Source organism: Nonomuraea sp. NPDC049158 (genome assembly GCF_040648335.1).
In the GTDB taxonomy this organism is placed as follows: domain Bacteria; phylum Actinomycetota; class Actinomycetes; order Streptosporangiales; family Streptosporangiaceae; genus Nonomuraea.
Window position 1 is genome coordinate 382,312 of record NZ_JBEZDM010000002.1, and the last position, 25,769, is coordinate 408,080.

A 25,769-nucleotide genomic window follows, 5' to 3' on the forward strand; every position below is an offset into this window, starting at 1 on the left:
CCCACTGATCCAAGCGTGGCCCTGCTGTTACAACAGGCCCGCCGCGGCCAGGTGCTTGCCGATGCGGCCGGTCTCCTCGTCGTTCAGCGGGACCTGCGGCAGCGCGGTGGCCGGGTGGTCGATGACGCCGCGCAGGTGCAGCGCGGCCTTGAAGGCGCCGAGCCCCGACGAGCTGCCGCCCATCCGGCCGCCGCCGACCGTGACGATCTCGAACAGCCGCACCAGCCGCTCCTGCTCCAGCCGGGCCGCCTCCCAGTCGCCCCGCCGGGCCGCCTGGTAGAGCCGGACGTACCCGTGGGGATCCACATTGCCCAAGCCGGGCACCACCCCGTCGGCGCCCATCCACAGGGCGGAGTCGACCGTCACCTCGGAGCCGGTCAGCACGCGGAACGGCGCCTCGCGGCCCAGGATCACCTGCCGCAGGCCGCCGTCGTCCCCGCTCGAATCCTTGACCCCGGCCAGCACCCCCTCGGCGGCCAGTCCCAGCAGCAGCTCGGCGGTCAGCTTGGTGTGCACGGCGACCGGCAGGTCATAGGCGTAGACCGGCAATCCGCTCTCAGCGCTGATGGTCCGGAAATGGGTCTGTATCTCGGTGGGATGGGTGCGCGTGTAGAACGGCGCCGTCGCCACCAGCCCCGACACCCCGGCCTCGACCGCGACACGCACGTGTTCGAGCACCCGCGGCGTCGTCATGTCGATCACCCCCGCCAGCACCGGCACCCGTCCGCCCACATGACCGACCACGGTGTCGAGCACCACCCGGCGCTGGGCGTCGGGCAGGTAGGCCACCTCCGACGACGACCCGAGCACGAACAGCCCGTCCACCCCGCCGTCGAGCAGGTGGTCCACCAGCCGGATCAGCGACGCGGCGTCCACCTGGCCGTCAGCGGTCATCGGGGTGCACACCGGAGGGATCACACCGGTCAATGTCATGCGTGCTCCTGGATCAGTTCGAGGTCGGTCGCTCCCGGCGCCACCGGGTGGTAGCAGTGGAAGAGGTGGTCGGCGTCGGTCCGCGCCGCGGGCCAGGCCGCGCCGCACTCCTCGTCCGCCCGCCAGCATCGGGTGCGGAACGGGCAGCCGCTCGGCGGCCTGGTGGCCGAGGGAACGACGCCGACCAGCGGGATCGGGTTGATCGGGGAGATCAGTCCCGGCGTGGCGGAGAACAGCGCCCGCGTGTAGGGATGCCGGGCGTTCAGGGGTACGGCGTGCGCGGGCGTCTGCTCGACGATCCTGCCCAGGTACATGGTCACCACCCGGTCGCTCATCCGCCGGACCGTCTGGATGTCGTGCGAGACGAACACCAGCGCCAGCCCGAGCCGCTCCTTCAGATCGAGCAGCAGGTTGAGTATCTGCGCCCGTACGGACACGTCAAGGGCGCTGGTCGGCTCGTCGGCGATGAGCAGGTCGGGTTCGAGGGCCAGCGCCCTGGCGATGGCCACGCGCTGCCGCTGCCCGCCGGACAGCTGGCCGGGCAGCAGGTCGGCGGCGCCGGCGGGCAGGCCGACGAGGTCGAGGAGCTCGCGGACCCGGGCGTCCCGCTCGGCCGGGGTGCCGCGCCCGTGCACGTTGAGCGGGTCGCGCAGCACCTTGCTGACGGGCAGCCGCCGGTTGAGCGCCGTGGACGGGTCCTGAAATATCATCCCGACGCTGGATCCGATCAGCCCGCGCCGCTCCGTCTCCTTGAGCGCCCACAGGTCCTTGCCCCGGAAGGTCACGGTGCCCGAGGTCGGCCGTTGCAGGCCGACCAGCACCTTGGCCAGCGTGGACTTGCCGCAGCCCGACTCCCCCACGACGCCGACCGTCTCGCCGGGGCTGACCGAGAGGTTCGCCTCGGTCAGCGCGTAGACGCGGTCCCGTGAGAACACCCCGCCCGAGCGGGCCTTGTGCACGACGTGCACGTCCTTGAGGTCAAGCATGCTGATCACTCCCCACGAGGACGACAGCGGGATGGTGACACGCCACGGCGTGCCGCTGGGTGTCCCCTTCCAGCGCCGGAGCGTCGGTACGGCACACGTCCGTGGCCATCGGGCACCGGTCGGCGAAGCGGCAGCCGGCCGGGAAGTCCGCCGCCGCGGGCACCACGCCGGGGATCTGCGTCAGCCGCTCGGCCCCCGACTCCAGCGACAGCACCGAGCCGAGCAGCCCGCGCGCGTAGTGGTGGGCGGGGGCGCCGACCAGCGTCGCCGTGGCGCCGGTCTCCACGATCTGCCCGCCGTACATGACGACCACGCGGTCGGTGACGTCGGCGATCAGCGCGAGGTCGTGCGAGACGAGGATCAGCGCGAACCCGAGCTCCGCGCGCAGTTCCAGCAGCAGCTCGATGACCTGCGCCTGGACGGTCACGTCGAGCGCGGTGGTGGGCTCGTCGGCGACGATCAGCTTGGGCTCGCGTGACAGCGCCATCGCGATCAGCACCCGCTGCCGCTGCCCGCCGGACAGCTCGTGCGGGTAGGAGGACAGGGTACGGCGGGCGTCCAGGCCGACCAGTTCGAGCAGTTCGGCCGGTGTCCGGCGGCCACCACGGCGGGTGACCTGCTTGAGCTGGGCCTTGATGGTCATGGCCGGGTTCAGCGACGACAGCGCGTCCTGGTAGATCATCGCCATCTCGTGACCGAGCAGGCGGCGGCGGGCGCGGCGTGGCAGCGAGAGGAGTTCTTGCTGGTCGAAGCGTACGTGGCCGCTGACGCGGGCGTCGCGGGGTTGCAGGCCCATGATGGTCAGCGCGGTCAGCGACTTGCCGCAGCCGGACTCGCCGACCAGACCGAGCACCTCGCCCGGCCGTACCTCGAAGGCGATGCCGTCGACGATGTCCACGCCCTCGGCGAAGCCGATGCGCAGCCGCTCCACCGCGAGGATCGGCGGGCCCGTGGGCAGGGGTCGGGCCCGTTCGGCCAGCCTGCGGGCTGCCTCGGCCAGTCCCGGCAGCTCGACGACCTCGCCGGAGCCCGGCCGGGCCGCCTCGAACGCGTCGTCCTTCTTGATGGCGGCCTTGCGGGTGGCGGGCGCGGCCCAGGCGTCGGAGATGCCCTCGGACAGGATGTTCAGGGCCAGCACGGTGATCAGGATGAGCAGGCCGGGGAAGACCGTGGCCCACCAGCCGCCGAGCAGCACCATGTTCCTGCCGTCGGCGATGACGCTGCCCCACGAGGGGTTCGGCGGCCGTACTCCGGCGCCGATGAACGACAGCGACGCCTCGAACACGATCACGTCGGCCACCATCACCGTGCAGAACACCAGCACCGGCGCGGCGCAGTTGATGGCGATGTGCCGGATCAGGATGTGCGGGGTCCGGGCGCCGATGATCCGCTCGGCCGCGACGTAGTCCTCGCCGTACTGGGCGATCACGTTGGCCCGTACGACGCGCGCCACCGAGGGCATGTAGAGGAAGGCCATCGCCATCACCAGCACCGGGATGCTGCCGCCGAACACCGCCACCAGCACCGCGGCCAGCGCGATGCCGGGAAAGGCCATGATCACGTCGAGGCAGCGCATGACCGTCTCGTCGACGGCCCGGCGGGAGGTGGCCGCGGCGGCGCCGATGGCGGCCCCCACGACCAGGGCCAGGACGGTCGCGCCGAGGCCGATGAGCAGCGACCAGCGCGCGCCGTACAGGAGCCTGGACAGGATGTCGCGGTTGGCGCTGTCCAGTCCCATCCAGTGACTCGCGGACGGGCCGCCGCCGGCGACCTCCTGGAAGTACGGCGAGTGCGGCGCGATCACCGGCGCGAGCAGCGCGGCCAGCACGATCAGGGCGACGACGCCCACGGCGATCCACGACATCGGCCGGAGCCGTCTGAAGACGAGGCCCGGCTTGGCGAGGCGTTCGGTCAGTCCACGTCTCATCAGGTGGCGCTCCTGAGCCTGGGGTTGACCAGCAGGTACAGGACGTCGACCAGCAGGTTGACGACCATGAAGCCGACCGCGACGGTCAGCACGACGCCCTGCACGACCGCGGGGTCGCCGTCGCGGACCGCGTTGATCATGAGCTGGCCCATGCCCGGCAGGCCGTAGATCTGCTCGATGACCACCGCGCCGCCGATCAGGTAGCCGATGCGCAGGCCGAGCACGGTCAGCGGGTTGATCAGCGCGTTGCGCAGCACGTTGCGGCCCACCACCACGATCGGCGGCAGCCCGCTGCCGATCGCGGTGCGTACGTAGTCACGGTCGAGCTCCTCCACCATCGAGGTGCGGATGATCCTGGTGAGCTGGGCCGCGACCGGCAGCGACAGCGACAGCGCGGGCAGCGTCATCGAGCGCAGCCAGCCACTCGTGGAGTCGGCGGGGTTGATGTAGCCGCCGGTCGGGAACAGCCCCTCCCCCACCGCGAGCCACTGGATCATCAGCAGCGCCAGCCAGAAGGCCGGGGCCGCCACCCCGACCAGGGACACGACACGGATCACCTGGTCGGGCCAGCGGTCGCGGAACAGCGCCCCGGTGACGCCGAAGATCAGCGCCAGCACGACCGCGACGAGCAGGCCGAGCAGCGTGAGCTGGAGCGTCAGCGGCAGCGCGGTCGTGACCGATTCGAGCACCGGCTTCTTGGTGAGCACGCTGGTGCCCAGGTCGCCGCGGACCAGGTCGCCGACGAAGCGCAGGTAGCGCAGCGGCAGCGGGTCGAGCAGGCCGTTCTCGACCTGGAACTGGTGGATCTGCTCGGGGGTCGGGTTCGCGCCCTGGAAGTAGGCGTACTCCGGCTTGCTGTTGGAGAAGCGCATCACGATGAACACGAACGCGGCGACCCCGAGCACCAGCGGGACCAGGACGAGGATCCGCCGGAGAAGCATTCTGACGATGAAGGCCATGGGCTCAGGTGCGCTTGGCCTGGAGGACGTTGATGCCCGGGTATGCCTGCGCGCGGATCCCGGTCAGCTTCTTCGGGTCCCAGGCGGTCATCAACTCGGTGTGGACGACGGGGTAGAGGACCGCCTGCTCGGCGATGAGATCCAGATATTTCTGGACCTTCGCGGTCTTGGCCGCCTTGTCGGGCTCTTTGGTGGCCTCGTCCATCTGGGCGAACAGGGTCTTGGCGTCCTTGCTGTCGCCCCAGTGGCTGTACTTCATCCACAGGCCGCCGGCCACGAAGTTGTAGCGCATGATCAGGTCGGCGTCCATGCCGAACTGGTTGGGGTTCGAGGCCGCCGCGACCACCTGGTAGTCCTGGAACTGGTCCATCTTGGCGAACAGCGCGGCCGTGTCCTGCGGCTCCAGCGTCGTCTTGACGCCGATCGCCTCCCAGGAGGCGGCGATGGTCGGCAGGCAGTCGGCGATCCAGCTCACGTTGACGGCCATCAGGTTGACCGTCAGGTTGGTCACGCCCGCCTCTTTGAGCAGCGCCTTGGCCTTCTCCTGGTCGTAGTCGTAGACGACCGAGGCCCGCTTGTGGTCGGGGTGGCCCTCGTTGAGGAAGGAGCTGGAGGCGGTGCCGTGCCCCTTGAGGGCCACGTCGATCAGCTTCTTCTTGTCGATGGCGTAGTGCAGCGCCTGGCGTACGCGGACGTCGTCGAACGGCTTGGTCCCGGTGTTGAACATCAGGAACATGTGGTTCATCCCCGCGCCGCCCTCGACGCTCAGCCCCTGCTGCTTGAGCTGCTCGACGTTGGCGTACGGGATGTTGTCGGCGATCTGCGCCTCGGCCGAGCCGCCGGAGATCTTCGCGACGCGGGCCGCCGCGTCCACGATCGTCAGCCAGTTCATCTTCTTGACGGTCGCCGGGCGCGGCCCGTTGTAGTCGGCGAACGCCTCGAAGGTGGTGTTGCTCTTGGGGTTGTGCGCGGTCTGCTTGTACGGCCCCGAGCCGACGGCCTTGCCGGTCTTGGCCTGGTCCCAGGCGCCCGGCTGGCTGAAGACGTGCTTGGGCATGATCTTGGCGATGGTCAGCCTGGGCGCCGCGTCGGGGAAGGCGAACTTGAAGACCAGCTCGACGTTCTTGTCATCGATCTTCTTCACTTCCTGGAGCCAGGACTTGAAGAAGTTGCCGGTCAGCACGTTGGCTGCCGGGTCGAGGATGCGCTGGAAGGTGAAGACCACGTCGTCGGCGGTCACCGGCTGGCCGTCGTGCCACTTCGCGCCGTCGCGGAGGGTGAACTTCCACGAGGTGGCGTTCAGGTCCGAGGGCAGCGCGGTCGCCAGGGCCGGATGCGGCTCACGGGTGATCGGATCGGTGTCGATCAGGCCCTCATAGACGTGCTGGATGCCGGCCATCGCGAAGGCCGAGGCCGTCTGCGTCGGATCCCAGCTCTGGTCGTTGCCATAGCCGATGACGGCGGTGAGCAGGTCCTTGTTGGATCCGGCGCCGACCGAACCGGTCGAGGCCGGGCCACCCGAGCAGGCGGAGAGGGTGGTGGCGATGAACGCCGCCGCACCCGTGGCCCCGCTGTAGCGCAGGAAATCACGGCGGCTGAACTCAGAGCTCACGGATGCCTCCTGGGGGTTGGTGCAGATCCTGCGATCCGCATTAGGCCGCTTCGCTTACGGTCCTAATGTAGAACGTGGGACATCCCATGTCCTATGTTGTGCGTAGGGTGGACGCTATGGGCCGGACCCGGTTGAGGTCAACAGGAGATTTCCGGAATGTTACCTAAGCGCTTACGACGAAGGGATTTTTCATGACCACTGTCCCGCGCCCGCGGCCCAGCCGTGCCGTCGAGGCCCAGGAGGGCGTCAAAGAGCTCATCCTCCGGCGCGGGCTCGTGGCGGGTGATCCCCTCCCCACCGAAACCGAGCTCATGGAAGAGCTCCAGGTCAGTCGCAACTCCGTCCGGGAGGCGCTCAAGGCGCTCCAGGCCGTCGGGATCGTCGACATCCGCCACGGCTTCGGCATGTTCGTGGGCCGGATGTCGCTGGCCGGACTGGTCGACGAGCTGGCCTTCCACAGCCGCATCACGCTCCAGGACGGCAAGAGCCACCTCACCCACCTCACCGAGATCCGCGAGATCCTGGAGGCCGGCCTGGTCCAGCGGCTCATCGACCTGGGCCCCGAGGCCGACCTGACGCCGGTGGCCGACGTGATGGCCCGTATGGAGAGCGAGGCGCTGGTCGGCGACGTGTCACCGGAGACGGACCGGCTCTTCCACGACCTGCTCTACCGCCCGCTCGGCAACCCCCTGGTCAGCCAGCTGCTCGGGGCGTTCTGGGACGTCTACCACCAGCTGCGCGACCGCCTCGGCACGCCCGACGAGCCCCCGGCTGATGTGGCCAAGCGGCACCGCGACATCTACGCGGCGGTGCAGGCCGGGGACAAGGTGGCGGCGGTGGCGGCGGTCTTCGCCCACTTCGACGGCGTCCGCAACCGGTTGGCCCGCCTGCACACCCGCTGACGGGGTCTACCTGGGGCCTACTTGGGGTCTACTCGGGGGATTCGAAGGCCCGCCAGTCCTCCCGCCAGTCGGCGAACCAGCGGGCGAACCACGGTGACGTCGCCGCCAGCGGCACGATGTGCTCCACCGTCTCCCGGTGGTATCGCCGCTGGAAGTCCATCGGCACCCGGTGCAGCTCCTGTACGTTGCTCACCCGGTCGGCCAGCTTGACCAGCACGGCCTGCGGCGGCGCTTCCGCCAGCCCCCGCAGGTAGGCCGCCTTCACCGCCGGCTTGTCCTGCGGGGCGGGCACGCTGGGCTTGGTCACCCATGCGACCAGCTCGGCGACGTGCGCTCCGAACCGCTCGGCGATGTCCGCGCGCGTGCACGGGGTGTCCTCGACCACGTCGTGCAGCACGATCGCCACCAGCACGTCCGGGTCGCGCACCTGCGCCCCTCTCACCGCGATCTCCAGCGCCTCCAGCAGATGCTCCAAGTAGGGCACGCCGGTCGGCCGCAACTGATCCCCGTGCCGCAGTTCGGCGAAGGCCACGGCCTCCTCCAGCACCGCGACAGTCTCCCCCGGCAGCGCCGCGGCCAGCGGTTTCTCGGCGTCCCGCCAGGTTTTCCAGCTCGTGAAGATCTCAGTCACACCTCGGATGCTACCCTTTGGCCAAACGCCTTGGTCGATCGCCCAGGGCGTACGTCCAAGGAGAGGAAGCCCATGCCCGGACCCAAGGCGGCGGACCAGGGCCGTGAGGTGCGCGGGCGGCTGCTGCGCGTGGCCGCGGAGCTGATCGCCGAGCGCGGCTGGTCGGCGGTGAGCACGCGAGTGCTGGCCGAGCGCGCCGGAGTGACGCCCGGACTGGTGCACTACCACTTCTCCTCGGTGCACGCCCTGCTCACGGAGGCCGCCATCGGCACGATGCGGGGCCTGGTCGAAGGGCTGGGCCCGCTGCTGGAGCAGGCCGGCACGGCGGAGGAGGCGCTGGACCTCATGCTCGCCGCGCTGGACGAGCACGACGGCCGCGACCCCATGTCGCTGCTGTTCGCCGAGACGTACTTGGCGGCCACCCGCGACGAGACACTGCGCCGGTCGCTGGCCGAGGTGGTCACCGCCTTCCGCGACCGGCTGTCCCGGCGGCTGGCCGCCCAGGGCGTGGCGGCGCCGGACCAGACGGCGGCGGTGGTGGCCGCCGCCATCGACGGCCTCATGCTGCACCGGGCCTTCACTCCCGGCCTGACCGCCCCGGCCGTCGCCCCCGTACTCAGACGACTTCTCGACGGAAGGGCACTCACATGAAGGCCGTGATCTGCGGTGCCGGCATCGGCGGGCTGGCCCTGGCCCAGCGCCTCGACGCCATCGGCTGGGACGTGGTGGTGCTGGAGCGGTCCCCAGGCCCCCGCACCCAGGGCTACATGATCGACTTCTTCGGCCCAGGCTTCGACGCCGCGGAGGCGATGGGCGTACTGCCTCGCCTCCAGGAGGTGGGCTACACGGTCACGGAGATGACGTACCGCGACGAGGAGGGCCGCCGCCGCGCCGGACTCGACTTCGACCAGTTCGCCAAGGTCGTGGACGGCCGCCTGATCAGCATCATGCGTCCCGACCTCGAACGATCCCTGCGCGAACACCTCTCCGACCGCGTCGACCTCCGCTACGGCGCTGCGCTCACCGGCGTCGAGAACCATCCGGACGGCGTCCGGGTGAGCGTCGACGGCGCCACGCTGGAGGCCGACCTCCTGGTGGGCGCCGACGGCATCCACTCGACGGTCCGCGGCCTGGTGTTCGGCGAGGAGCGCGACTTCCTGCGCCACCTCGGCTTCCACACGGCCGCGTGGATCTTCACGGACCCGGAGGTCCGGGCCGAGGTGGCCGGGCAGTTGACCCTGACCGACACGATGACCAGGCAACTCGGCTTCTACGCCCTGCGCGCCGACCAGGTCGCCGTCCACCGCACGGACGACCGCACCCTGCCCGCCGACCCCCGCGAGCGAGTCCGCCAGGAGTACGCGTCACTGGGCTGGCTCGCCCCTCGCGCCCTGGCCGCCTGCCCGCCCGCAGCGCGGATGTACTACGACCAGGTCGCCCAGGTGGAGCTGCCCCGGTGGAGCCGCGACCGGGTGACGCTCATCGGCGACGCCTGCCAGGCGGTGTCGGTGGTGGCCGGTCAGGGCGCCTCGCTCGCGATCGCGGGCGCCTACGTCCTGGCCGACCGCCTCTCGACGGCGCCGTCGATCGACGCCGCCCTGGCCGAGTACGAGCGGGTGCTGCGCCCGGTGGTGGCGGACAAGCAGGCGGTGGGACGCAAGGGCGTCCGCTGGTTCGTACCGGAGGCACGCTGGCAGCTGCTGGCCCGCCGAGCCGCCCTCCACCTGGCCCGCCTGCCGCTTCTCGACCGCTATGTGATGGCAGCGGTGGCGGGGAAACCGAGCGCCATCATCTCCTAGACATCGGATAGTTTGACGTCTTACTATCATCCATCAAGATAGTTCGACATCAAATCTGATTTTCGGAGGAACCATGCGTACTCTCATCAACAACGTCCGTGTGTTCGACGGCGAGCGGACCCTCTCCGGCGCCGACGTCCTGATCGACGGCGACCGCATCGGCGAGGCGGGTGGCCCCGTAGACGTCGTGCTCGACGGCGCCGGGAAGACTCTGCTCCCCGGTCTGATCGACGCGCACGCGCACGTCTTCGAGGGCGACCTCGCCGAGGCGCTGCGGTTCGGCGTCACCACCGAGCTCGACCTGAACAACCTGCCACCTCTCCTGGCCGCCCAGCGCCGGCAGGCCGCCGAGCGCGATGACGTCGCCGACCTGCGCAGCTCCAGCGTCATCGCCACCGCACCCGGCGGGCATCCGACCCAGATCATGACGCCCGACGTACTGAAGGCCCTGGGCACGGACGCCACGATCGACACGGTCGCCGACTCCGGCCAGGCCAAGGCGTTCGTGGAGGCCCGGCTGGCGGAGGGCGCCGACTACCTGAAGATCGCGGTCGACGACGGCACCTCGGGCGGCATGCGCCTGCCCGTGCTCAGCCCGGAGCTCGCCGCGGTCCTGGTCGAGGCCGCGCACGCCGCCGGGCTCAAGGCCATCGCGCACACGGTCACCGCGCGGGAGGCGATCATCGCCCTGGACGCGGGCGTCGACGGGCTGGCGCACCTCTTCTCCGACACCGATCCTTCCCTGGTCGAGGAGGTCGCCGCCCGGATCGCCGCGTACGACGCGTTCACGATCAGCACGATCACCTACATCGAAGCCGTCACCGGCGACCCCGGCGGCACGGAGCTCCTGCGGGACGAGCGTGTCGCGTCCCGGATGTCGGAGCGCTCGAAGGCCACCTTGAACCGGGAGTTCAGCGACATTCCCCTGCCTTCCGCAGGCGCGACCAACGCCTCGCACGCCGCCCTTGCCCTCTTCCGGGCCGGTGTCCCCCTGCTGGCGGGCACCGACTCCACGCCCTTCGGCCCGCCGCACGGCGCCGGCCTGCACCACGAGCTGCTGACGCTCACCAGGGCCGGACTAACGGCCGAGCAGGCGCTCGCGGCGGCCACCAGCGTCCCTGCCCGCTGCTTCGGGCTCACCGACCGCGGCAGAATCGCCCCGGGCCTCCGCGCCGACCTGCTGCTCGTCGACGGCGACCCGACCCGGGACATCACCGCCACACGCGCCATCGCCGACGTGTGGCGTCGCGGCGTACGGCAGCCCCAAACCCCGGCCTGACCGCCCGGCCACTTCGCGCGGTCAGGGATCAGGGGCTCTAGGCCGTCGAAGCGAGGCATGGGCCGCGCCATCGCCCAGCGCCTGGCCGCCGACAGCGCGCGGGTAGCCGTCCACTACGCCACCCGCGTCGGCGCGACCAAAGAGACGGTGTCCGCTACCCGCCCGTAGGCCAGAACTTTGGCGGGGAAATCACTGGGTCGACCAGAAGCAAGCGGCTTGCCGCCGTCGGGTCGACCCCACGGAAAGTGATCAACCGCTGGCCATCACTTTCCGCCAACAAGGCCAGCGCACCGGGAAGTCCAGCGGTGACCGTCGCGATCGCAATACCCATCCCGACCAGTCCGGGGTGCTTGTGTGGGTACTCGATCCGATGCAGCTTGGAAGCGGCGATGGCCGCCACCTCTCGTGGACGCTGCATCTGCCGACCGTCGTTGGTCACGACCACATCGAACCCCTCGGCAGCCGCCCGCGGGTAGAGACTCTCATCACGTGTTCCCGACCAACCCTCAAGATCGAGCAGATGAGTGATCTCATGGTTCAGAATGAACGCGCCGAGAACCTCGTGGAGGGGCTTGGGGACATTCTCATCCAGCAGCAGTCGCACGCGCTTCCCCGAGGGGTTCATAACTGTCGACGTAGTCGGCGAAGTCGACTGCGTCGAGCGCCGCTGAGGCGGTCACACTCGGAAAGTAATCGGAGATCCGCTCGGCTGGAACGCCGTCCCGCAGCAATGCGGCGACCTCGTCATAGGGCACGCGAGTGCCTTCGATCACTGGTATTCCGCCCCTGACGGCAGGATCCACGGTGACGTGATCACGTGGTTGAAGGAGATCCGGGATGTGGCGGCCATCGCGGTAGAACGGCCGCAACACGTCGACGAGTTCGTGTATGACGACATTCGCCGTGCGATGCACCAGATCAGTCGCCTGACCTGGTTCGACGAGATAGATGGTCGAGCCATCGGCAACCAACTGGTAGGCCGACAAGTGCTCACGCTCCTGCAGATCGGCACGGAGTGTGTCCAGAGCCCGCCGGATCTTCTGTAGCGAGGCGTCGTTACGCAGCTTCACGCAGGTCCGCAACGCCACCACGTCGCGAAAGGAGTAGAGAATCGGCCGGGTTTCGGAGATTTCCGGGACGAGTACAGCTCCACGACCAACGCTGGCCTTACGCCAGTGCACAAGCTGGCGAAGCGTGGCACCCGACAACGCCGCCGCGAGCTTGGGGCTGTAGGACATCAGCTTCACCTCCCTTGTTCCGATCGAGAGCTCGCCCGTCCGGGTCATCATCGCAAACATCCCCTCGATCCATGCGGTAAAGCCCGGTCAACAGATCACGATCTTCCCGGGTTTTTCAGACGCTCCAAGGGAGACGGCGACCACCATGTCCAACTGCTCGGCGGCTGGCGGGCCCGAGCAGGACTGTGGCACGGTGTGGGCGTGTCCGACGAACTCCCCCGCACCGCGCTTCCCCAGACAGTGGCTGAGGCGATCGCCGCCGAGCAGGCGGGTCAGGTCCTGCGCTATCTCTTCTTCTGGGGCCACCGCCCGGCCCGCGACGGCGGCGTCGGCTCCGGGTGCCTGTCTCAGTGGTGGCCGGTCACGTTCAGTGAGGACGGCCACACCTTCGCCTCCGCCGAGCACTACATGATGGCCCACAAGGCGTGGCTGTTCGACGACCACCAGACCGCCGCCGAGATCCTCGCCGCGGAACATCCTGGCGAGGCCAAGACACTCGGCCGGGCCGTGCGCGACTTCGAGGAGGACGTCTGGAACGCCCACCGCTTCGACATCGTGGTCCGCGGCAACCTCGCCAAGTTCGCCCAGCACCCCGACCTGGCCGACTTCCTGCTCGGCACCCGGAACCGGGTCCTGGTCGAGGCCAGCCCCCGCGACCGGATCTGGGGCATCGGCCTGACCGCCGACGACGAGCGCGCCGCCTCCCCGGCGACCTGGCAGGGCCTGAACCTCCTCGGTTTCGGCCTGATGTCAGTCCGGGACGCACTCGCCACGGCTTCCTAACCGCCGAACCTCACCCCAGCCTCGAAGATCCGCGGCGCCATGACGTCCGTCACCGCGCTCGGCCCACTAAATCGGAAGCAGTTGGTTGTCCAGTTGATGCTTGATCACCATCGGTGACACCTGAAAATGAGCAGCGATCCCTTGCTGGCATCAGCCCGCAGCCTGGGCTGTCCCGCGAACGAGGGGTACGACTTGTGCTCACCGCTGCCGACATAGGAGACCCGCTCTGCGAGTTCGTCCAGGCGGACGCCTTCCGGTGGAGTCACCAGGCTTCGCGGAGCGGACGGCGGCGTTTGGGGGCACGCATCCACTCAGTATGGCCTCCGTCACTCTTCGTGTCAGGCCAGTTCGGGGTGGTTGCGTACAGCATGGTCATCACGTTAGTTCGCCTGGCTCACACTTCCGGCCCTGGCCCCTCCAGACAACGCCTCGATCACCGAAGACCATGGACACGTACGGGCTCACCGCCGCCGACGAGCGCGCCGCCTCCCGGGCGACCTGGGCAGGGCCTGAACCTTCTCGGCTTCGGCCTGATGTCCGTACGGGGCGCGCTCGCCGCGGCTTCGTAGCCGCAGGTCAGCTCATGTGCTTGACCGGCCCTGGGCGACCGCGGCGAGGAAGCCGCCGACGAACGCGTCGCCGAGTCCGATGGTTGTGGGCGCGGCGACGTCAAGATCGAAGCCGGGCAGGCAGCGAACGAGCCCACCCATGCGGTCTTCCAGGGCCGCGGCGAACTCCACGGACGCCCTTCGCCTTGGCCGGTTCCGCATGAGTTCGTACTGGTGCTCCGTGTAGCCGTCGCCGTGGCTGTAGCGGGTGCTGGCGATCACGATGCCCTCGTTCAGCGGCTCCGCGTAGTCGCCGGCTCTCTCGCCGAATGCCGCCGACCAATACTTCGTATGCACGACCAGGGTCGGCACGGGGATGAGCGCTCGCAGCGATTCGAGGGCGCGGGCCACCTCCGGCACGGAGAGCAGGTCGACGGCGTAGCCCAGGTACGACTGCAGCTCGTCTTCGTTCAGTCCGTAGACGTCGATGACTTCCAGAAGCGCGTCGCGGACCAATTGGCTGTGGCCCGGCTCGTGGAATCCGGCATCCTCGTAGTAGACGACCGCCTCGGCCGGCAGTTGCCGCATGTGGCTTCTCAGCGTGGACAGACGCCCGTCAAGTAGTCGCCGGTCCCGTATCGCGTTGAATCCCGAGATCAGGAAGACCCGTGCCTCGCGCAGCAACGAGCCCAGCTCGTCGCTCAGCAGCATGGACTCGTTCGCCGGGTCGTTGACGTAGATCAATCTGTTCGGAAACGGTGCCCGGATGTCGATGTCACCCGCTCGAACCCGCAGGTCCTGGTCGTACTGCACGATCAGGTGCGGATAGAGGGTGTCCCGGTCGCCGCTGCAGATGTAGTCGCAGCTCGCCGGCAGCAGGCGGCGGACGATGTCGTTGAGACTGACCAGGTGCAGGGTGGAGGGTACGCCGAGCCGGCTCATCTCCATCGCCGCCCGGACGGAGGTTCCGCCCAGAGTCGTTCGTTTGGGGAACCGCCCGGCGAACGCGCTCAGGGATTCGGAGGAGGCGACGAAGTGCTCGCCTCCTCCGCCCTTTTTGAGGTAGGTGAGAATAGAGATGACCAGCTCGCGCTCGTTGGTCACGGTGACCGACGACGTCAGCTCGGCACTGTGGATCTCGTACTCGCCGACCAGCTGCTCCAAGATCGACGAGGACAGCTTGAGCTCGTAGTCGACGCATCCCCCCAAGCCCAGGACCACATGGCTGGTCATGTCAGTAGAGAGATGCCTTGCCGGCCGCTTCGAAGAGCTCGATCTTCTGCGCGGCCACCACCTTCATCGCGTCGATGCACGGCGGCTGGATGGAGTTCGGCTCACGCAGGCTCTCATCGGCCAGGACTTCGCGCATCTTCGTGTGGTAGGCGAGCTTGATGTCGCTGGAGATATTGATCTTGTTGATGCCGAGCTTGACCGATTCCGCGATCTCGTCGTCGGGATTGCCCGAGCCGCCGTGGAGCACGAGCGGAATCTTGACCCGGTCCTTGATCTCCTTCAGCAGGTCGAGCTTGAGCTCCGGCTTCAGGGTCTTCGGGTAGATGCCGTGATAGGTGCCGATGGCCACGGCGAGGCTGTCCACCCCGGTCTCGCGCACGAAGGTCACGGCGTCCGCCGGGTCGGTGTAGATGATCGCGTCGCTGCCGTCTTCGGCCTCGTTGTCGGTCTTGCCGATCGTCCCCAGCTCCGCCTCGACCGACAGGCCGACCGCGTGCGCGGTGTCGGCGACCTTCTTGGAGATCGCGATGTTGTCCGCGAAGGACTTCATCGAGGCGTCGATCATCACCGAGGTGAAGCCGATCCGGATCGCGGTCAGCATCTCCTCATAGGTCGCGCCGTGGTCCCAGTGAATCGCGATCGGCACGGACGAGCGGTGGGCCCGCTGGGTGATCGCGGCGATCACGTCCACTCCGAGGTGGCGTACCTCGTCGGGATGGATCCCGATGATGAGCGGCGCGTTCGTCTCTTCGCTGATGTCCACGATGCCGTTGAACATGGCGTAGTCGCTGATGTTGAAGGCGGGCACCGCGAAGTTTCGTTCGTTCGCGACAGCCAAGAGCACCTTGCCGGTCGTCAGCATTACTGTATTTCTCCTTCTGAATAATTATTTTCGCGCGGGCCGGGCATGATGCGTCAGGCCTTGACGGCACCGGAGGTGAGACCGCCGATGAATCGCCGCTGGAAGAGCAGGAACAACACGAGCACCGGAATGGACCCCAGAATGCTCATGGCCATCATCTGATTCCACTCGTAGGAGTGCTGGCCCATCAACAGCTGGATACCGATGGGCACGGTTCGCATATCGTCGGTACGAGTGAGGGTCAGCGCGAACAGGTATTCGTTCCACGAGATCATGAAGGTGTAGACGCCCACGGCGACCAGCCCGGGAACCGAGATCGGCACCAGGATCCGCCAGAGAGCGGTCCAGCTCGACGCCCCGTCCACCTTGACGGATTCATCCAATTCCCGGGGCAGGGTATTGAAATACGCGGTCATCATGATGATCGCGTAGGGCAACGTGAACACCATGTGCGTGAGAATCAACCCCGCATAAGTATTATACAGGCCGAGCCCCACCACGAGACCAAAGTAGGGAATGACGAGTGTGATGGGCGGCACAGCCTGAACGGTGACGATCACGGCATTGACGGATCGCTTCAGCGGGAAGTTGTACCGGCTGAATCCATAGGCCGCGAGGATCGCCACGAACAATGTCAGTACGGTCACCGAAAGCGCGACGATGTAACTGTTGATGAAAAACCGCAACTGCGTCGTGTCGCCCAGGATCTTTTCGTAGGCGTCGAACGAGAAGTTCTCGGTGATCAGCCGCGGCGGAACCTGGAAGACCTCCCCATTGGTCTTGAACGACGTCGACAGCATCCACAGGACCGGCAGGCCGGCGAAGAGGGCACCGACGCACAGGCCTGCGAGCACGGCGATCTTCGCGTAGAGGCGCCGCCTTTTGCGGGTGAGCACGGGTGATCACCTCTCCTTTTGCAGGCGAACGTAGAAGACCGCCAGGATCATCGTGAGCAGCAGGACTATGACGGCGGCGGCGGACGCGGTGGCGAACTCGTAGCTGCTGAAGGCCTGCTTGTAGGTGTAGGTGCTGAGCATCTCGGTGACATTCAGCGGGCCGCCACCGGTGGTCATCCAGATGAGGGCGAACTGCTGGGAGGTCCAGATGAGATCCAGCACCGCCATGCTGAGGAGCACCGGCTTCAGCTGGGGAATCGTCACATTGCGAAACTTGCGGAAGGTGGTCGCGCCGTCCACGGAGGCCGCCTCGTACAGAACGGGCGAGATTCCCTGCAACCCGGCGAGGATGCTGATCATGAAGAAGGGGAAGCCGGCCCAGATGTTGATGAAGGTCAACGCCCAGAGCGCCATGTTCGGGTCGGAGAGCCAGCTCACTTCCGCGCGCAGCACGCCGATCGTGGTCAGGATGTAGTTGACCACCCCGGACGGGTCCAGCATGAGCCGCCAGATGACCGCGATCACGGCGACCGTGAACAGCCAGGGCAGGATGTAGATGATGCGGAAGATGGCTTTCGTCACTCCGCCCAGCAACGGCGTGTTGAGCATCGTCGCGAAGGCCAGCCCGAGGCCGAGGTGCGCGACAGTGCTCAGAGTGATGAAGATGAACGTGTTCTTCAGCGCGGCCAGGAAGTTGGGATCGGTGAGCACCGTGGCGTAGTTGGCGAGACCGGCGAAGACCGGATTCTGCTCGACGATCACGTTGTCCTTGAAGGAATAGCTGACCACCATCGCGATAGGGATGATCATCAGCACAAAGATCAAGATGAGCGTCGGCGAGAGATAGGCGAACGGGACGACACGCTGCACAGGGAAAGGCCGCGTACTTCTCCGTCGGCCCGCAGCGGATTCCGATGCCGGTTGTGCGGCTCCCGGGGAGGCCGCGGGATCGAGTTTCGCGGTTTCCATCGATGTCTCCTTGGTTCGGGGCCGCGCCGCACGGTCGGCGCGGCCCGCGAAGTACGGAAGGTCAGAGCACCGGCGCCCAGGCCTGTTGCGCCTTGTTGAGCATGTCGTCGATGCTCTGCTTCCCGGTGAGCAGGAGCTGCAACTGCTCGTCAAAGCTGCGCATGAGGTCTTCGGCCTTCGGCAGTCCCACGAACTCGTTGGCGGGATAGCCTTCCTTGTAGATGTCGAAGGCCTTCTTGAACAGCGGGTCGCTCGTGCTGAAGTCCGGCTCGGCCGTCTTGTTGCCGGGGAAGCCCTTGGCCAGCGTGCTCAGCTCCGCGTTCGCCTGCTTGTTCATCAAGAACTGGACCAGCTTGAACGCCTCGGCCTTGTGTTCCGAGGAGTCGGCGACGCCGATGCCCCAGGACGCGTACGGGATGCCGCGCTTGCCGGTGTAGCCGTCCTGGGCCGGGATCGGCACCACGGTGAAGTTCAGTTTGGGGTTGTTCTTCTTGATCAGCGTGATGTGAGCCAAGGAATCGATCATCATGCCGACCTGGCCGGTGGCGAACTTCTCGACCTTGTCCTGCTCTTTCATGGTGAGCGATCCGGGCGCGATGACGCCCGCGTCGTTCAGGCTCTTGACGTATTCAACGGTGCTCTTGACGCCTTGGCCGGTCAGGTCGGGCTTCCCGTCCTTGGTGAGCATGCTGCCGCCCGATGCCCACAGCCATGACATCACGTCGTTCTGGATGCCGTTGGGAACGGCGGTGTCGAGCGGCAGAGCCCAGCCCTTGACGTTGCCGCCCACTGCGCTGATCTTCTTGGCCGCGTCCAGGAACTCCGTGCGCGTGCTCGGCGGCTTCTTGACCCCCGCCTTCGCGAGCAGGTCGTTGTTGACGAACAGGGGGTAGACGAAGTTCACCACGGGGATCATGTAGGTCTTCCCCTTGACCTGGATCTGGCTCGCGAGCTGGCTCGAGTCGTACTTCGCGCTCGCCATGAGCTCGGACAGGTCGGCGATGGCACCCTGCTTGGCGAAGTCGCTCACCCAGGCGCCGTCGAGGCCCACGACGTCGGGCAGCGTCCTCGACGCCGCTCCGGACACCAACTGCTGCTTGGTGGACGCGTACGGACCGCTCAGCAGCTTGACCTTGATGTTCGGGTTCTGCGCGGTGAATTCCGTCATGAGCTTGTCGAACGATCCCGCCGGTAGCTCCGGCGCCCACCACTGCGCGAACTCCAGAGTGACGGGGCCGCCCCCGCTTGATCCCGCGCTCGTTCCCGAGGTGGAACCACATCCCACGGCGGTGGCGCTGAGCACCGCCACCGCCATCACCCCGAGCAGTCGCCGTGTCCGGCCCTGCAACCGGGTGCTGCCTCCGGTCATCGCGACCTCCTTGCTGTACAGGTGTTACCGCTCTTTGCCGGTTTCCGCCACATTAACAACGCGTGACGCGGCCCACAAGACCTAGCAACCGCAAAATACCGCTAGGAACCGCACAGTTCGGCAAAGAATGGAGGAGGGATGCGCTGTCAGCGGGGGCATCGGACCCGTGAGGCAAGCAGAATCTTGCCCTGAAGAGGCAGCGTTATGCGGTAGTCTGCGGTTCTAGGACCTGTATCACTCCTCTGTTGCGTTGATCCATAGCGCAACTACCGCAGAGATGGGAGGGTCAGTGACCCTTGACGAAGAGGACCGGCAGCGTCGTCTACCCGCAGGACGTAAAGCCCAGCTGGCGGCATACGTCGCGGAGACCGGGCAGGTCACGGTCAGCGCGCTCGCGGAGCGCTTCGGCGTCTCCATCGACACGATCCGGCGGGACCTGGACCAGCTCAGCGCCGACGGCGTCCTGGTCCGCACCTATGGCGGAGCGGTCAGCCAGTCGACCCTTTCCCGGGTCGACCGGGCCGTGGACGTGCGGCTCAAGATGGAGGAACGCGAGAAGGAGAAGATCGCGGTACTCGCCGGGTCGCTGGTCGAGGACGGGTCGATCGTCATGATCAACGGCGGTACGACCACGCTTGCCGTGGCCCGGAACCTGCGCAACCATCGCGACCTGACCGTGGTGACGAACAGTCTGCTCGTGCCCCCGGCGCTGCCGTCCTCAGCCGTCCGCGACGTGTACGTCGTCGGCGGCGCGGTCCGCACTCTCACGCTGGCCACCGTCGGCCCCGTCAGCTTCCGGGCGTCCGGCGGAAGCGAGCTGGACATCAGCTGCGATCTGGCGCTGATCGGGGTCGGCGCCGTTTCAGCGGCCGCCGGCTACACCACGAGCAACCTCGCCGAGGCGGCGATGATGCGGGAGATGATCTCCCGGGCGGCGCGCGTGGCGATCCTGGCCGACTCCTCCAAGTTCGGTCGCCGGCTCTTCGCCCAGGTGGCCGAGCTTGGCGGCGCCGACTACCTCGTCACCGACTCCACCCCACCGCCTGATCTTCTGGAGGCGCTGAAGGAGAACGAGGTAGAGCTGATCACGCCGGAAACTCGCCAAAGCGCCCCTGAGAATCCCCAGTAGCCCACAAACACCACTGGCCGTTCCCCCACGAAAGGAGAACGGCCAGTTGAAGATGGTGCGCCGCCAGGGACTCGAACCCCGGACCCGCTGATTAAGAGTCAGCTGCTCTAACCAACTGAGCTAGCGGCGCCCGCAACAGAAGTAACTGTAGCAGCCACCGCGCACCACCCAGCACATCATCCGAGCCGCTCGCCCAGCCCCTCGTACGCCCCCAGCACCGTCTCCCAGAACCGCTTCACGTCCAGCGATGTGGCCACCAGCGCGTTGGGCCGCGCGTCACGGAGTTTGAAGTCGGTGACCGTCATTCCCGAGGTGTAACGGCCGACCGTCTCCACGTCGACCCGTGCCGGTACGCAGGTGAAGAGCGCGGGGTCGAGCACGTACGCCACGGCGCACGCGTCATGGATGCCCGGTCCGGACTCGGCCGTGACCTCGCCGTAGGACTGGGCGGCCGGGACCAGCAGGTCGGACAGCCGGCCGAGCGGGCGCATCCGGTCCAGGACCTCGGTGGTCACCGCGGCCGTGAGGGTCACGTCGAGGCCGAGCATCTTCACCGTCCAGCCGGCGTCGAAGACGATGGCGGCCGCCTCCGGGTCGGCCTTCATGTTGAACTCCGCCGCGGGGGTCGTGTTGCCGCGGGTGAAGGAACCGCCCATGATCACGAAGTCGCGGGCCCACTCCACGACGCGTGGCTCCCGGCGTACGGCCAGCGCGATGTTGGTCAGGGGGCCGATGGCGACCAGCGTGATCTCGCCCGGCGCGGCCCGCAGGCTCTCCACGATGAAGTCCACGGCGTGGCCGTCGGAAACGGGGCGGGTCGCCGGTGGGAGGACGGCGTCGCCGAGGCCGGACAGGCCGTGGATGTCGGCGGCGCGGACCGTGGAGCACACCAGCGCGCCCGCGCTGCCCGGAACGACCGGAACGTCGCCGAGGTCGAGGAACTCCCTGAGCGCCAGCGCGTTGGCCGTGGTCAGCGCGAGGTCGACGTTGCCGCCGACCGTGGTGATGCCCACGAGCTCCAGGGCCGGGGTGCCCGCCACCAGCGCCAGGGCGAGCGCGTCGTCGATGCCGGGATCGCAGTCAATGAGGACTTTTGTCACAGAACCGAACAATACGCATGAATCGGGGCCGGACAGTCCCCCAACTGTCCGGCCCCGACCGAGGGCGGTCCAGGCCAGCGCTTTCCCCCAAAAACGCCGGCGGTCCCGCACTGCGAACGACGGTCCCCCTCCGCGTCCGCTCTTCGGTAAAAGTCTGCAAGTCAGTCGCAGGACTCTTGACCTGCCTCGACACTACCGAGACGAATGCAACGAACGTGCCATAGGGGGGTCGAATGTCCGCCTAATCCGGTTACGGGATTACCAAACGGACCTCCGTGCCCTCCTGGAGGGAGCGACTGACCGTGCAGTACTTCGCGTGCACCCGCTCAGCCACGGCCCGGAACACCTCGTCCGCCTGCTCAGAGGGGACTTCGACGTCATAGGTGACCGTGACGGGGCCCAGCAGGTTCGGCTCGATCTTCTCCGATTCGACGCTCATCGCCAGGCGGATCAGCCTTTGCCCGCGCTTGGCGGTCAGGGGCTCCACGGACACGATGTTGCACCCGCCCACCGCCGCGAGCAGCAGCTCGACGGGCGTGAACGCGCCCTCCTCGTCGCCGCTCCCGATCCGTACCTCCGCACCACGGGCGTTCGTCGCCCGGAACCCGCCCTCTTCGGTCCGCTCAACACGTACGTTAGCCATGTTTCAGACACTACTCAGATGGCTCTCATGTTCGGCGCGCATCGTCTATCCCATGGCTAGCGAGGCAAAGGCTAATCAGCCTCTCATCGTGTTCTGGTGCGGTGTGGCGGTGGCGGAGTTCGGGGCGATCCAACCGGGGTTCGGCTACCCGTGGCGCCCGTCCGCGTGGGCCGTCGCCGGACTGCTGGTGACGCTCGGGCTGCTGTCCGCCAGGGCGCCGGAACTCCTCCGTTCGGAGCAGGTCAGGCGGCGCCTGCGCCTGGCCGGGTACGTGGCGGGCACGCTGCTGGTGACGCACCAGCTCAGCTCGACCGCCTATGTGACCAGCGCCAGCCGCACCGGCTCGCTTCTCCTGTACGGCATCGCGGCCGTGATGGCCGTGTGGCACCACGGCGTACGGGCCACGACCAGGGGCTCCCTGCTCATCGTCGCCGACCTCGAACCCGCCGGGCTGCGCGACCTGCTCGCCACCCGCACGGGCGACACCGTGACGGTCTACCGGACCGACCGGGTGACCGACGAGCTGCGCGAGCTGGAGGCCGAGCACGGCCTGGTGCTCGTCGCCGGCGAGGAGCACGACCCCCGGGCCAAGGAGCGGCTCAGCGCCTCGGGGCTGCGCCGCCAGGTGCCCGACATCGCCGAACGCACCGTGATCGTCGCCGGACCCCGGCCCTTCCAGAGGTACGTCCGGGGCGCCCTGACCCGGCTGTCCGTACCAAAGGCGCAGGTCAGGACAACTCGGTTCAAACACAAGCCTAAGGTTTAACCAGGCATTACGCGCGCCGTGGGACGGTTGCTGCGAACAAGGAGGCAAGGTGACGACTTTCCCCGGAAGCGCCCGTGTCGAAATGGTCATGGGCATACCGGTCAGTGTGGACATCCGTACCGCCCTGCCGCGGCGTGAGCTGGCCCCCGTACTCGACGACGCCTTCGCCTGGCTGCGCTGGGTGGACGAGACGTTCAACCCCGCCAGGGAGGACAGCCAGATCAGCGCGCTGAACCGCGGCGGGACCATCCGGCAGATCCCGGAGCTCATCGAGGTGCTGCACCGCTGCGACGAGCTCAGTGAGGCGACGGGCGGGTGGTTCGAGTCCCGCATCAACGGCGTCATAGACGCCTCCGGCTACATCAAGGGGTGGGCGCTCGAACGGCTCTCCCGCGCGCTGACCAACGCCGGCGCCGTGGATCACCGCATCAACGCCGGCGGGGACATCAGGGTGCGCGGCTCGGCCGCCCCCGGCAAGCGCTGGCAGATCGGCGTCCGCGATCCGCGTACCGATCGGGTGCGCAGGGTCGTGTTCACCCACGACCTGGGCATCGCCACCACGGGCGGCGCGAAGGTCGTGGATCCGCGCACCGGCATCAAGCAGGACGCACTCGGGTCGGTCACCGTGCTCGGCCCCGATCTGGGCGCCGCCGACGCCTACGCGACGGCGATGTACGCCATGGGGCCGGTGCTGGCCAGGCGCTTCGCCATGGAACTGGCGGCGGCCGGGTCGTACGAGACCATGATCATCGGGCGTGACGACCAGGAGGTCAGCACACCCGGCTTCGCCGCCTACGGCGGCCCGGAAGCCCGCCTGGCGGGCTGAGGCACCTTTCTGCCTGAGGCACCTTTCGAGCGGCGCGGGCTTTCGGGCGGCGCCGCTTTAAGGTGGCACCGCTTCCGGATGCCGCGAGACAGAGCGGCCGCGGAACGGAACAGCTGTGGGGTGGAAGCGCTAAGCCTCGGGATGCTTGCTCAGGTATTCGATGTAGACCGGCCGCAGGGCCTCGCCGAGCTCGCCTTCGCCGGCCGCCAGGGCATCGCTGAGCAGCGCGGACACCCGGCTGAGGTCGTTGGCGGTCTCGGTGTCGTGACCGCTGGCGGCCTCGGCCGCCGGGATCACCCGCAACAGGTTCCACAGAAAGCCCAGGTCGCCGTGGCGCACGGCGTAGCTGACCGCGCGATCGTGCAGCTCGCTGGCCGACAGCGATTCGAATCCATCCGAGTCCATCTCGCTCCCTTCCCCCGACTGCCTCTTCCCACCGTTGCCCCTCGGTAACGCCTCTCGACAACGCGTATCACAGTGGGTGGCCGGGCGGCACATATCCGCTCATCACGGAGTGCCTCTATCGGAGCACCGATCGGTAATGGGAGGATCAACCAGCGTGAGATTCATCATCAGAACCCTGGCGGCCGCGGTCGCCCTCTGGGTCGCCATCCAGTTCGTCCCTGGCATTCAGATCGCCGGGGCCAACACCCCCAAATACTGGGGCACCCTGCTCATCGTCGCCCTGATCTTCGGCCTGATCAACGCCATCGTGAAGCCGATCATCAAAACGCTGGGCTGCGCCCTGATCGTGCTGACGCTGGGATTGTTCCTCCTCGTGATCAACGCGGCCATGCTGCTGCTGACGAGCTGGATCTCCGGCCAGCTCGACATCCCCTTCCATGTCGCCAACTTCTATCCGGCCGCCTTCTGGGGCGCGATCATCATCAGCGTCGTCAGCTGGCTGCTCGGCCTGTTCATCCCCGACAACGATTGAGCCCAATGGAACTCGACGGTGCCGGTCTGACCTGCGCGCAGGTCCATGCGGTGGCGTACGAGGCGGCCCGGGTCACGATCTCCTCACTGGATCGGGCCCGGGCGGCGTGGGGGGTAGCCCAGGGGCTGACCGGCCCCGTCTACGGCCAGAGCACCGGGGTCGGCGCCAACAAGGACGTGGGCGTCGAGGAGGGCGGCCTCGACCTGCTCCGCAGCCACGCGGGCGGGGCGGGTCCGCTCGTGGCGCCCGAGCGGGCCAGGGCGATGCTGGTGGTGCGGCTCAACCAGTTGCTGGCGGGCGGCTCGGGCGTCGATCCTGGCGTACTGCCGGTGCTGGCGGAGGCGATCAACGACGGCTTCACGCCCCCGATCCGCACCTACGGCGCCATCGGCACCGGCGACCTGACCGCCCTCGCCACCACCGCACTGTGCCTCCTGGGAGAAATGTCCTGGCAGGGACCGATGCCTCCGCAGGGAGCGACGGCCGGACAGGAACCGAAGCCCACGGACGGACCGGCCGCCGGGGAAGGACCGACGGCTCCGGTGAGTGGGCCTCGTTATCCGCTGGTGTCCAGTGACGCGTTGCCGTTCATCAGCTCCGGGGCCGCGACGCTGGCCGACGCCGCCATCGCCGTGCACCGGCTGCGCGTCCTGCTCGACGCCGCCGTCGACGTGGCGGCGTTCAGCTTCGTCGCGGTGTCGGCCTCGGCCGAGCCGCTGGCGGCCGCCGTACAGGAGGCCCGACCGCACCCCGGCCAGGCCGCCACGGCCGCCCGCCTGCGCGGGCTGCTCTCGCGGGAGCTCGCCGCCCGCATCCAGGACCCGTACGGCTACCGGGCGTTCGCCCAGGTGCACGGCGCCGCGCTGGACGCGCTCGGCCGCGCCGAGAGCGTCGTCGAGACCGACCTCAACGCCGCCACCGAGAACCCGCTCTTCGCCGACTCGCTGGCCTGGCACAACGGAAACTTCCACTCGGCCCCGGTCGCGCTGGCCCTCGACGCGCTGCGCGCGGCGCTGGTGCCGACGGCCCAGCTCAGCGTGGCCCGGCTGGCCACGCTCATGGAGCCCGCCTACACGGGGCGGCTGCCGTTCCTGGCGGCGCGGCCGGGCGGGTCGGGGGCGTTGATCCTGGAGTACGTGGCCCAGGACGCGCTGGCCGAGCTGCGCCACCTCGCGAACCCGGTCACGGCCGCGACCGCCGTCATCTCCCGGGGGACAGAGGATCACGCGGGCTTCGCGACGCAGGCCGCCCGCTACGCCCTGCGCTGCGTGGAGCCGCTGGAGATCGTGCTCGCCTGCGAGCGCGTCGCCGCCACAAGAGGCCCCGATGTCCCCGACCGTCCCCTCACGGATGACCTCGACGCCGCACGGGCGCTGCTCTCACAACCTTTTCGATCTTGTACGGCAAGCGGTGGGCACCCGCCACCCACCGCACGGGGCTGA

The 25,769-nt window shown here is 68.1% G+C and carries 26 protein-coding genes and 1 tRNA gene; 10 read left to right on the forward strand and 17 right to left on the reverse strand.

All coding sequences use genetic code 11. The annotated features are described in order from the left end of the window. Positions 1-27: 27 nt before the first annotated feature. The 5 genes from AB0B61_RS05970 to AB0B61_RS05990 are packed head-to-tail and all read right to left on the reverse strand — an operon-like array spanning position 28 to position 6,417. The gene (locus AB0B61_RS05970; protein ID WP_358428634.1) at positions 28-933 is read right to left on the reverse strand and encodes a dihydrodipicolinate synthase family protein; all 906 of its coding nucleotides are present in this window, start codon (positions 931-933) and stop codon (positions 28-30) included. Then, positions 930-1,919, reverse strand: a complete 990-nt coding sequence (locus AB0B61_RS05975; protein ID WP_357643887.1) for an ABC transporter ATP-binding protein — start codon at positions 1,917-1,919, stop codon at positions 930-932. Before AB0B61_RS05975 ends, AB0B61_RS05970 begins: the two co-directional genes overlap by 4 nt. Continuing rightward, a complete protein-coding gene (locus AB0B61_RS05980) occupies positions 1,912-3,846 on the reverse strand; it encodes a dipeptide/oligopeptide/nickel ABC transporter permease/ATP-binding protein (protein ID WP_358428636.1) in 1,935 nt (644 codons plus the stop codon). The genes AB0B61_RS05975 and AB0B61_RS05980 overlap by 8 nt, the downstream gene beginning before the upstream one ends. Continuing rightward, positions 3,846-4,787: an ABC transporter permease gene (locus AB0B61_RS05985; RefSeq protein ID WP_358428639.1), complete on the reverse strand. Its 942-nt coding sequence runs from the start codon at positions 4,785-4,787 to the stop codon at positions 3,846-3,848. Before AB0B61_RS05985 ends, AB0B61_RS05980 begins: the two co-directional genes overlap by 1 nt. 22 nt (positions 4,788-4,809) lie before the next feature. Beyond that, positions 4,810-6,417 (reverse strand): ABC transporter substrate-binding protein, encoded by a 1,608-nt coding sequence (locus AB0B61_RS05990; RefSeq protein ID WP_358428642.1) that lies wholly within the window; start codon positions 6,415-6,417, stop codon positions 4,810-4,812. A gap of 191 nt (positions 6,418-6,608) precedes the next feature. On the opposite strand from AB0B61_RS05990, the gene AB0B61_RS05995 reads away from it, so the two are divergent. Next, the gene (locus tag AB0B61_RS05995; RefSeq protein WP_358428645.1) at positions 6,609-7,319 is read left to right on the forward strand and encodes an FCD domain-containing protein; all 711 of its coding nucleotides are present in this window, start codon (positions 6,609-6,611) and stop codon (positions 7,317-7,319) included. Between the two features lie 28 nt (positions 7,320-7,347). On the opposite strand, the gene AB0B61_RS06000 is transcribed toward AB0B61_RS05995, so the two are convergent. Continuing rightward, a complete protein-coding gene (locus AB0B61_RS06000) occupies positions 7,348-7,950 on the reverse strand; it encodes an HD domain-containing protein (protein WP_358428648.1) in 603 nt (200 codons plus the stop codon). Positions 7,951-8,022: 72 nt separating this feature from the next. On the opposite strand from AB0B61_RS06000, the gene AB0B61_RS06005 reads away from it, so the two are divergent. From AB0B61_RS06005 to AB0B61_RS06015, 3 genes are all read left to right on the forward strand, one after another. Then, a complete protein-coding gene (locus AB0B61_RS06005; protein WP_358428651.1) occupies positions 8,023-8,601 on the forward strand; it encodes a TetR family transcriptional regulator in 579 nt (192 codons plus the stop codon). Next, positions 8,598-9,749: an FAD-dependent monooxygenase gene (locus AB0B61_RS06010; RefSeq protein WP_358428654.1), complete on the forward strand. Its 1,152-nt coding sequence runs from the start codon at positions 8,598-8,600 to the stop codon at positions 9,747-9,749. The genes AB0B61_RS06005 and AB0B61_RS06010 overlap by 4 nt, the downstream gene beginning before the upstream one ends. Before the next feature lie 73 nt (positions 9,750-9,822). Continuing rightward, positions 9,823-11,028, forward strand: coding sequence for an amidohydrolase family protein (locus tag AB0B61_RS06015; protein WP_358428657.1), 1,206 nt, complete (start codon positions 9,823-9,825; stop codon positions 11,026-11,028). Between the two features lie 154 nt (positions 11,029-11,182). Here AB0B61_RS06015 and AB0B61_RS06020 read toward each other — a convergent pair whose 3' ends face one another. Then, complete coding sequence (locus tag AB0B61_RS06020; RefSeq protein WP_358428660.1) at positions 11,183-11,632, reverse strand: hypothetical protein; 450 nt, start codon at positions 11,630-11,632, stop codon at positions 11,183-11,185. Then, positions 11,613-12,326 carry a DUF433 domain-containing protein gene (locus AB0B61_RS06025; protein ID WP_358428663.1) on the reverse strand — a complete coding sequence of 238 codons (714 nt, stop codon included), beginning with the start codon at positions 12,324-12,326 and terminating at the stop codon, positions 11,613-11,615. The genes AB0B61_RS06020 and AB0B61_RS06025 overlap by 20 nt, the downstream gene beginning before the upstream one ends. Before the next feature lie 141 nt (positions 12,327-12,467). On the opposite strand from AB0B61_RS06025, the gene AB0B61_RS06030 reads away from it, so the two are divergent. Next, complete coding sequence (locus AB0B61_RS06030; protein WP_358428666.1) at positions 12,468-13,049, forward strand: NADAR family protein; 582 nt, start codon at positions 12,468-12,470, stop codon at positions 13,047-13,049. 581 nt (positions 13,050-13,630) lie between these two features. On the opposite strand, the gene AB0B61_RS06035 is transcribed toward AB0B61_RS06030, so the two are convergent. The 5 genes from AB0B61_RS06035 to AB0B61_RS06055 form a co-directional block, all read right to left on the reverse strand. After that, on the reverse strand, positions 13,631-14,830 hold the full coding sequence (locus AB0B61_RS06035) for an ADP-dependent glucokinase/phosphofructokinase (protein WP_358428669.1): 1,200 nt from the start codon (positions 14,828-14,830) through the stop codon (positions 13,631-13,633). 1 nt (position 14,831) lies between these two features. Further along, the gene (locus AB0B61_RS06040; RefSeq protein ID WP_358428672.1) at positions 14,832-15,692 is read right to left on the reverse strand and encodes a ketose-bisphosphate aldolase; all 861 of its coding nucleotides are present in this window, start codon (positions 15,690-15,692) and stop codon (positions 14,832-14,834) included. A gap of 53 nt (positions 15,693-15,745) precedes the next feature. Next, complete coding sequence (locus AB0B61_RS06045; protein ID WP_358428675.1) at positions 15,746-16,588, reverse strand: carbohydrate ABC transporter permease; 843 nt, start codon at positions 16,586-16,588, stop codon at positions 15,746-15,748. Positions 16,589-16,594: 6 nt separating this feature from the next. Continuing rightward, positions 16,595-17,398, reverse strand: coding sequence for a sugar ABC transporter permease (locus tag AB0B61_RS06050; protein WP_358428678.1), 804 nt, complete (start codon positions 17,396-17,398; stop codon positions 16,595-16,597). 220 nt (positions 17,399-17,618) lie between these two features. After that, a complete protein-coding gene (locus AB0B61_RS06055; RefSeq protein WP_358428681.1) occupies positions 17,619-18,926 on the reverse strand; it encodes a sugar ABC transporter substrate-binding protein in 1,308 nt (435 codons plus the stop codon). Between the two features lie 289 nt (positions 18,927-19,215). Between AB0B61_RS06055 and AB0B61_RS06060 the strand changes: the two genes are divergently transcribed. Then, a complete protein-coding gene (locus tag AB0B61_RS06060; RefSeq protein ID WP_358428684.1) occupies positions 19,216-20,055 on the forward strand; it encodes a DeoR/GlpR family DNA-binding transcription regulator in 840 nt (279 codons plus the stop codon). Between the two features lie 53 nt (positions 20,056-20,108). Here AB0B61_RS06060 and AB0B61_RS06065 read toward each other — a convergent pair. The 3 genes from AB0B61_RS06065 to AB0B61_RS06075 form a co-directional block, all read right to left on the reverse strand. Then, positions 20,109-20,185: transfer RNA gene (locus AB0B61_RS06065), tRNA-Lys, on the reverse strand. A 46-nt stretch (positions 20,186-20,231) separates the two neighbouring features. After that, positions 20,232-21,155, reverse strand: a complete 924-nt coding sequence (locus tag AB0B61_RS06070; RefSeq protein ID WP_358428687.1) for a nucleoside hydrolase — start codon at positions 21,153-21,155, stop codon at positions 20,232-20,234. A gap of 250 nt (positions 21,156-21,405) precedes the next feature. Next, the gene (locus tag AB0B61_RS06075) at positions 21,406-21,798 is read right to left on the reverse strand and encodes an OsmC family protein (protein ID WP_358428690.1); all 393 of its coding nucleotides are present in this window, start codon (positions 21,796-21,798) and stop codon (positions 21,406-21,408) included. 52 nt (positions 21,799-21,850) lie between these two features. Between AB0B61_RS06075 and AB0B61_RS06080 the strand changes: the two genes are divergently transcribed. Together AB0B61_RS06080 and AB0B61_RS06085 are read left to right on the forward strand one after the other, a co-directional pair. Beyond that, entirely contained in the window at positions 21,851-22,564 is a 714-nt protein-coding gene (locus AB0B61_RS06080; protein ID WP_358428693.1) for a hypothetical protein, read from the forward strand. 49 nt (positions 22,565-22,613) lie between these two features. Next, positions 22,614-23,390, forward strand: a complete 777-nt coding sequence (locus AB0B61_RS06085; protein ID WP_358428696.1) for an FAD:protein FMN transferase — start codon at positions 22,614-22,616, stop codon at positions 23,388-23,390. 129 nt (positions 23,391-23,519) lie between these two features. Here AB0B61_RS06085 and AB0B61_RS06090 read toward each other — a convergent pair whose 3' ends face one another. Next, on the reverse strand, positions 23,520-23,795 hold the full coding sequence (locus AB0B61_RS06090) for a hypothetical protein (protein WP_225291914.1): 276 nt from the start codon (positions 23,793-23,795) through the stop codon (positions 23,520-23,522). Between the two features lie 154 nt (positions 23,796-23,949). On the opposite strand from AB0B61_RS06090, the gene AB0B61_RS06095 reads away from it, so the two are divergent. Together AB0B61_RS06095 and AB0B61_RS06100 are read left to right on the forward strand one after the other, a co-directional pair. Continuing rightward, positions 23,950-24,327, forward strand: a complete 378-nt coding sequence (locus AB0B61_RS06095) for a phage holin family protein (RefSeq protein ID WP_358428699.1) — start codon at positions 23,950-23,952, stop codon at positions 24,325-24,327. 5 nt (positions 24,328-24,332) lie between these two features. Next, the gene (locus AB0B61_RS06100; RefSeq protein ID WP_358428702.1) at positions 24,333-25,769 is read left to right on the forward strand and encodes an aromatic amino acid ammonia-lyase; all 1,437 of its coding nucleotides are present in this window, start codon (positions 24,333-24,335) and stop codon (positions 25,767-25,769) included.

Coding starts and splice junctions, on each gene's coding strand:
- AB0B61_RS06035 (WP_358428669.1), bottom strand. CDS start 14,830: ATGACCAGCCATGTGGTCCTGGGCTTGGGGGGATGCGTCGACTACGAG.
- AB0B61_RS06075 (WP_358428690.1), bottom strand. CDS start 21,798: ATGGCTAACGTACGTGTTGAGCGGACCGAAGAGGGCGGGTTCCGGGCG.
- AB0B61_RS06040 (WP_358428672.1), bottom strand. CDS start 15,692: ATGCTGACGACCGGCAAGGTGCTCTTGGCTGTCGCGAACGAACGAAAC.
- AB0B61_RS05985 (WP_358428639.1), bottom strand. CDS start 4,787: ATGCTTCTCCGGCGGATCCTCGTCCTGGTCCCGCTGGTGCTCGGGGTC.
- AB0B61_RS06055 (WP_358428681.1), bottom strand. CDS start 18,926: ATGACCGGAGGCAGCACCCGGTTGCAGGGCCGGACACGGCGACTGCTC.
- AB0B61_RS06005 (WP_358428651.1), top strand. CDS start 8,023: ATGCCCGGACCCAAGGCGGCGGACCAGGGCCGTGAGGTGCGCGGGCGG.
- AB0B61_RS05970 (WP_358428634.1), bottom strand. CDS start 933: ATGACATTGACCGGTGTGATCCCTCCGGTGTGCACCCCGATGACCGCT.
- AB0B61_RS06090 (WP_225291914.1), bottom strand. CDS start 23,795: ATGGACTCGGATGGATTCGAATCGCTGTCGGCCAGCGAGCTGCACGAT.
- AB0B61_RS06015 (WP_358428657.1), top strand. CDS start 9,823: ATGCGTACTCTCATCAACAACGTCCGTGTGTTCGACGGCGAGCGGACC.
- AB0B61_RS06010 (WP_358428654.1), top strand. CDS start 8,598: ATGAAGGCCGTGATCTGCGGTGCCGGCATCGGCGGGCTGGCCCTGGCC.
- AB0B61_RS06100 (WP_358428702.1), top strand. CDS start 24,333: ATGGAACTCGACGGTGCCGGTCTGACCTGCGCGCAGGTCCATGCGGTG.
- AB0B61_RS05995 (WP_358428645.1), top strand. CDS start 6,609: ATGACCACTGTCCCGCGCCCGCGGCCCAGCCGTGCCGTCGAGGCCCAG.
- AB0B61_RS06080 (WP_358428693.1), top strand. CDS start 21,851: ATGGCTAGCGAGGCAAAGGCTAATCAGCCTCTCATCGTGTTCTGGTGC.
- AB0B61_RS06025 (WP_358428663.1), bottom strand. CDS start 12,326: ATGTTTGCGATGATGACCCGGACGGGCGAGCTCTCGATCGGAACAAGG.
- AB0B61_RS05975 (WP_357643887.1), bottom strand. CDS start 1,919: ATGCTTGACCTCAAGGACGTGCACGTCGTGCACAAGGCCCGCTCGGGC.
- AB0B61_RS05980 (WP_358428636.1), bottom strand. CDS start 3,846: ATGAGACGTGGACTGACCGAACGCCTCGCCAAGCCGGGCCTCGTCTTC.
- AB0B61_RS06050 (WP_358428678.1), bottom strand. CDS start 17,398: ATGATCATCCCTATCGCGATGGTGGTCAGCTATTCCTTCAAGGACAAC.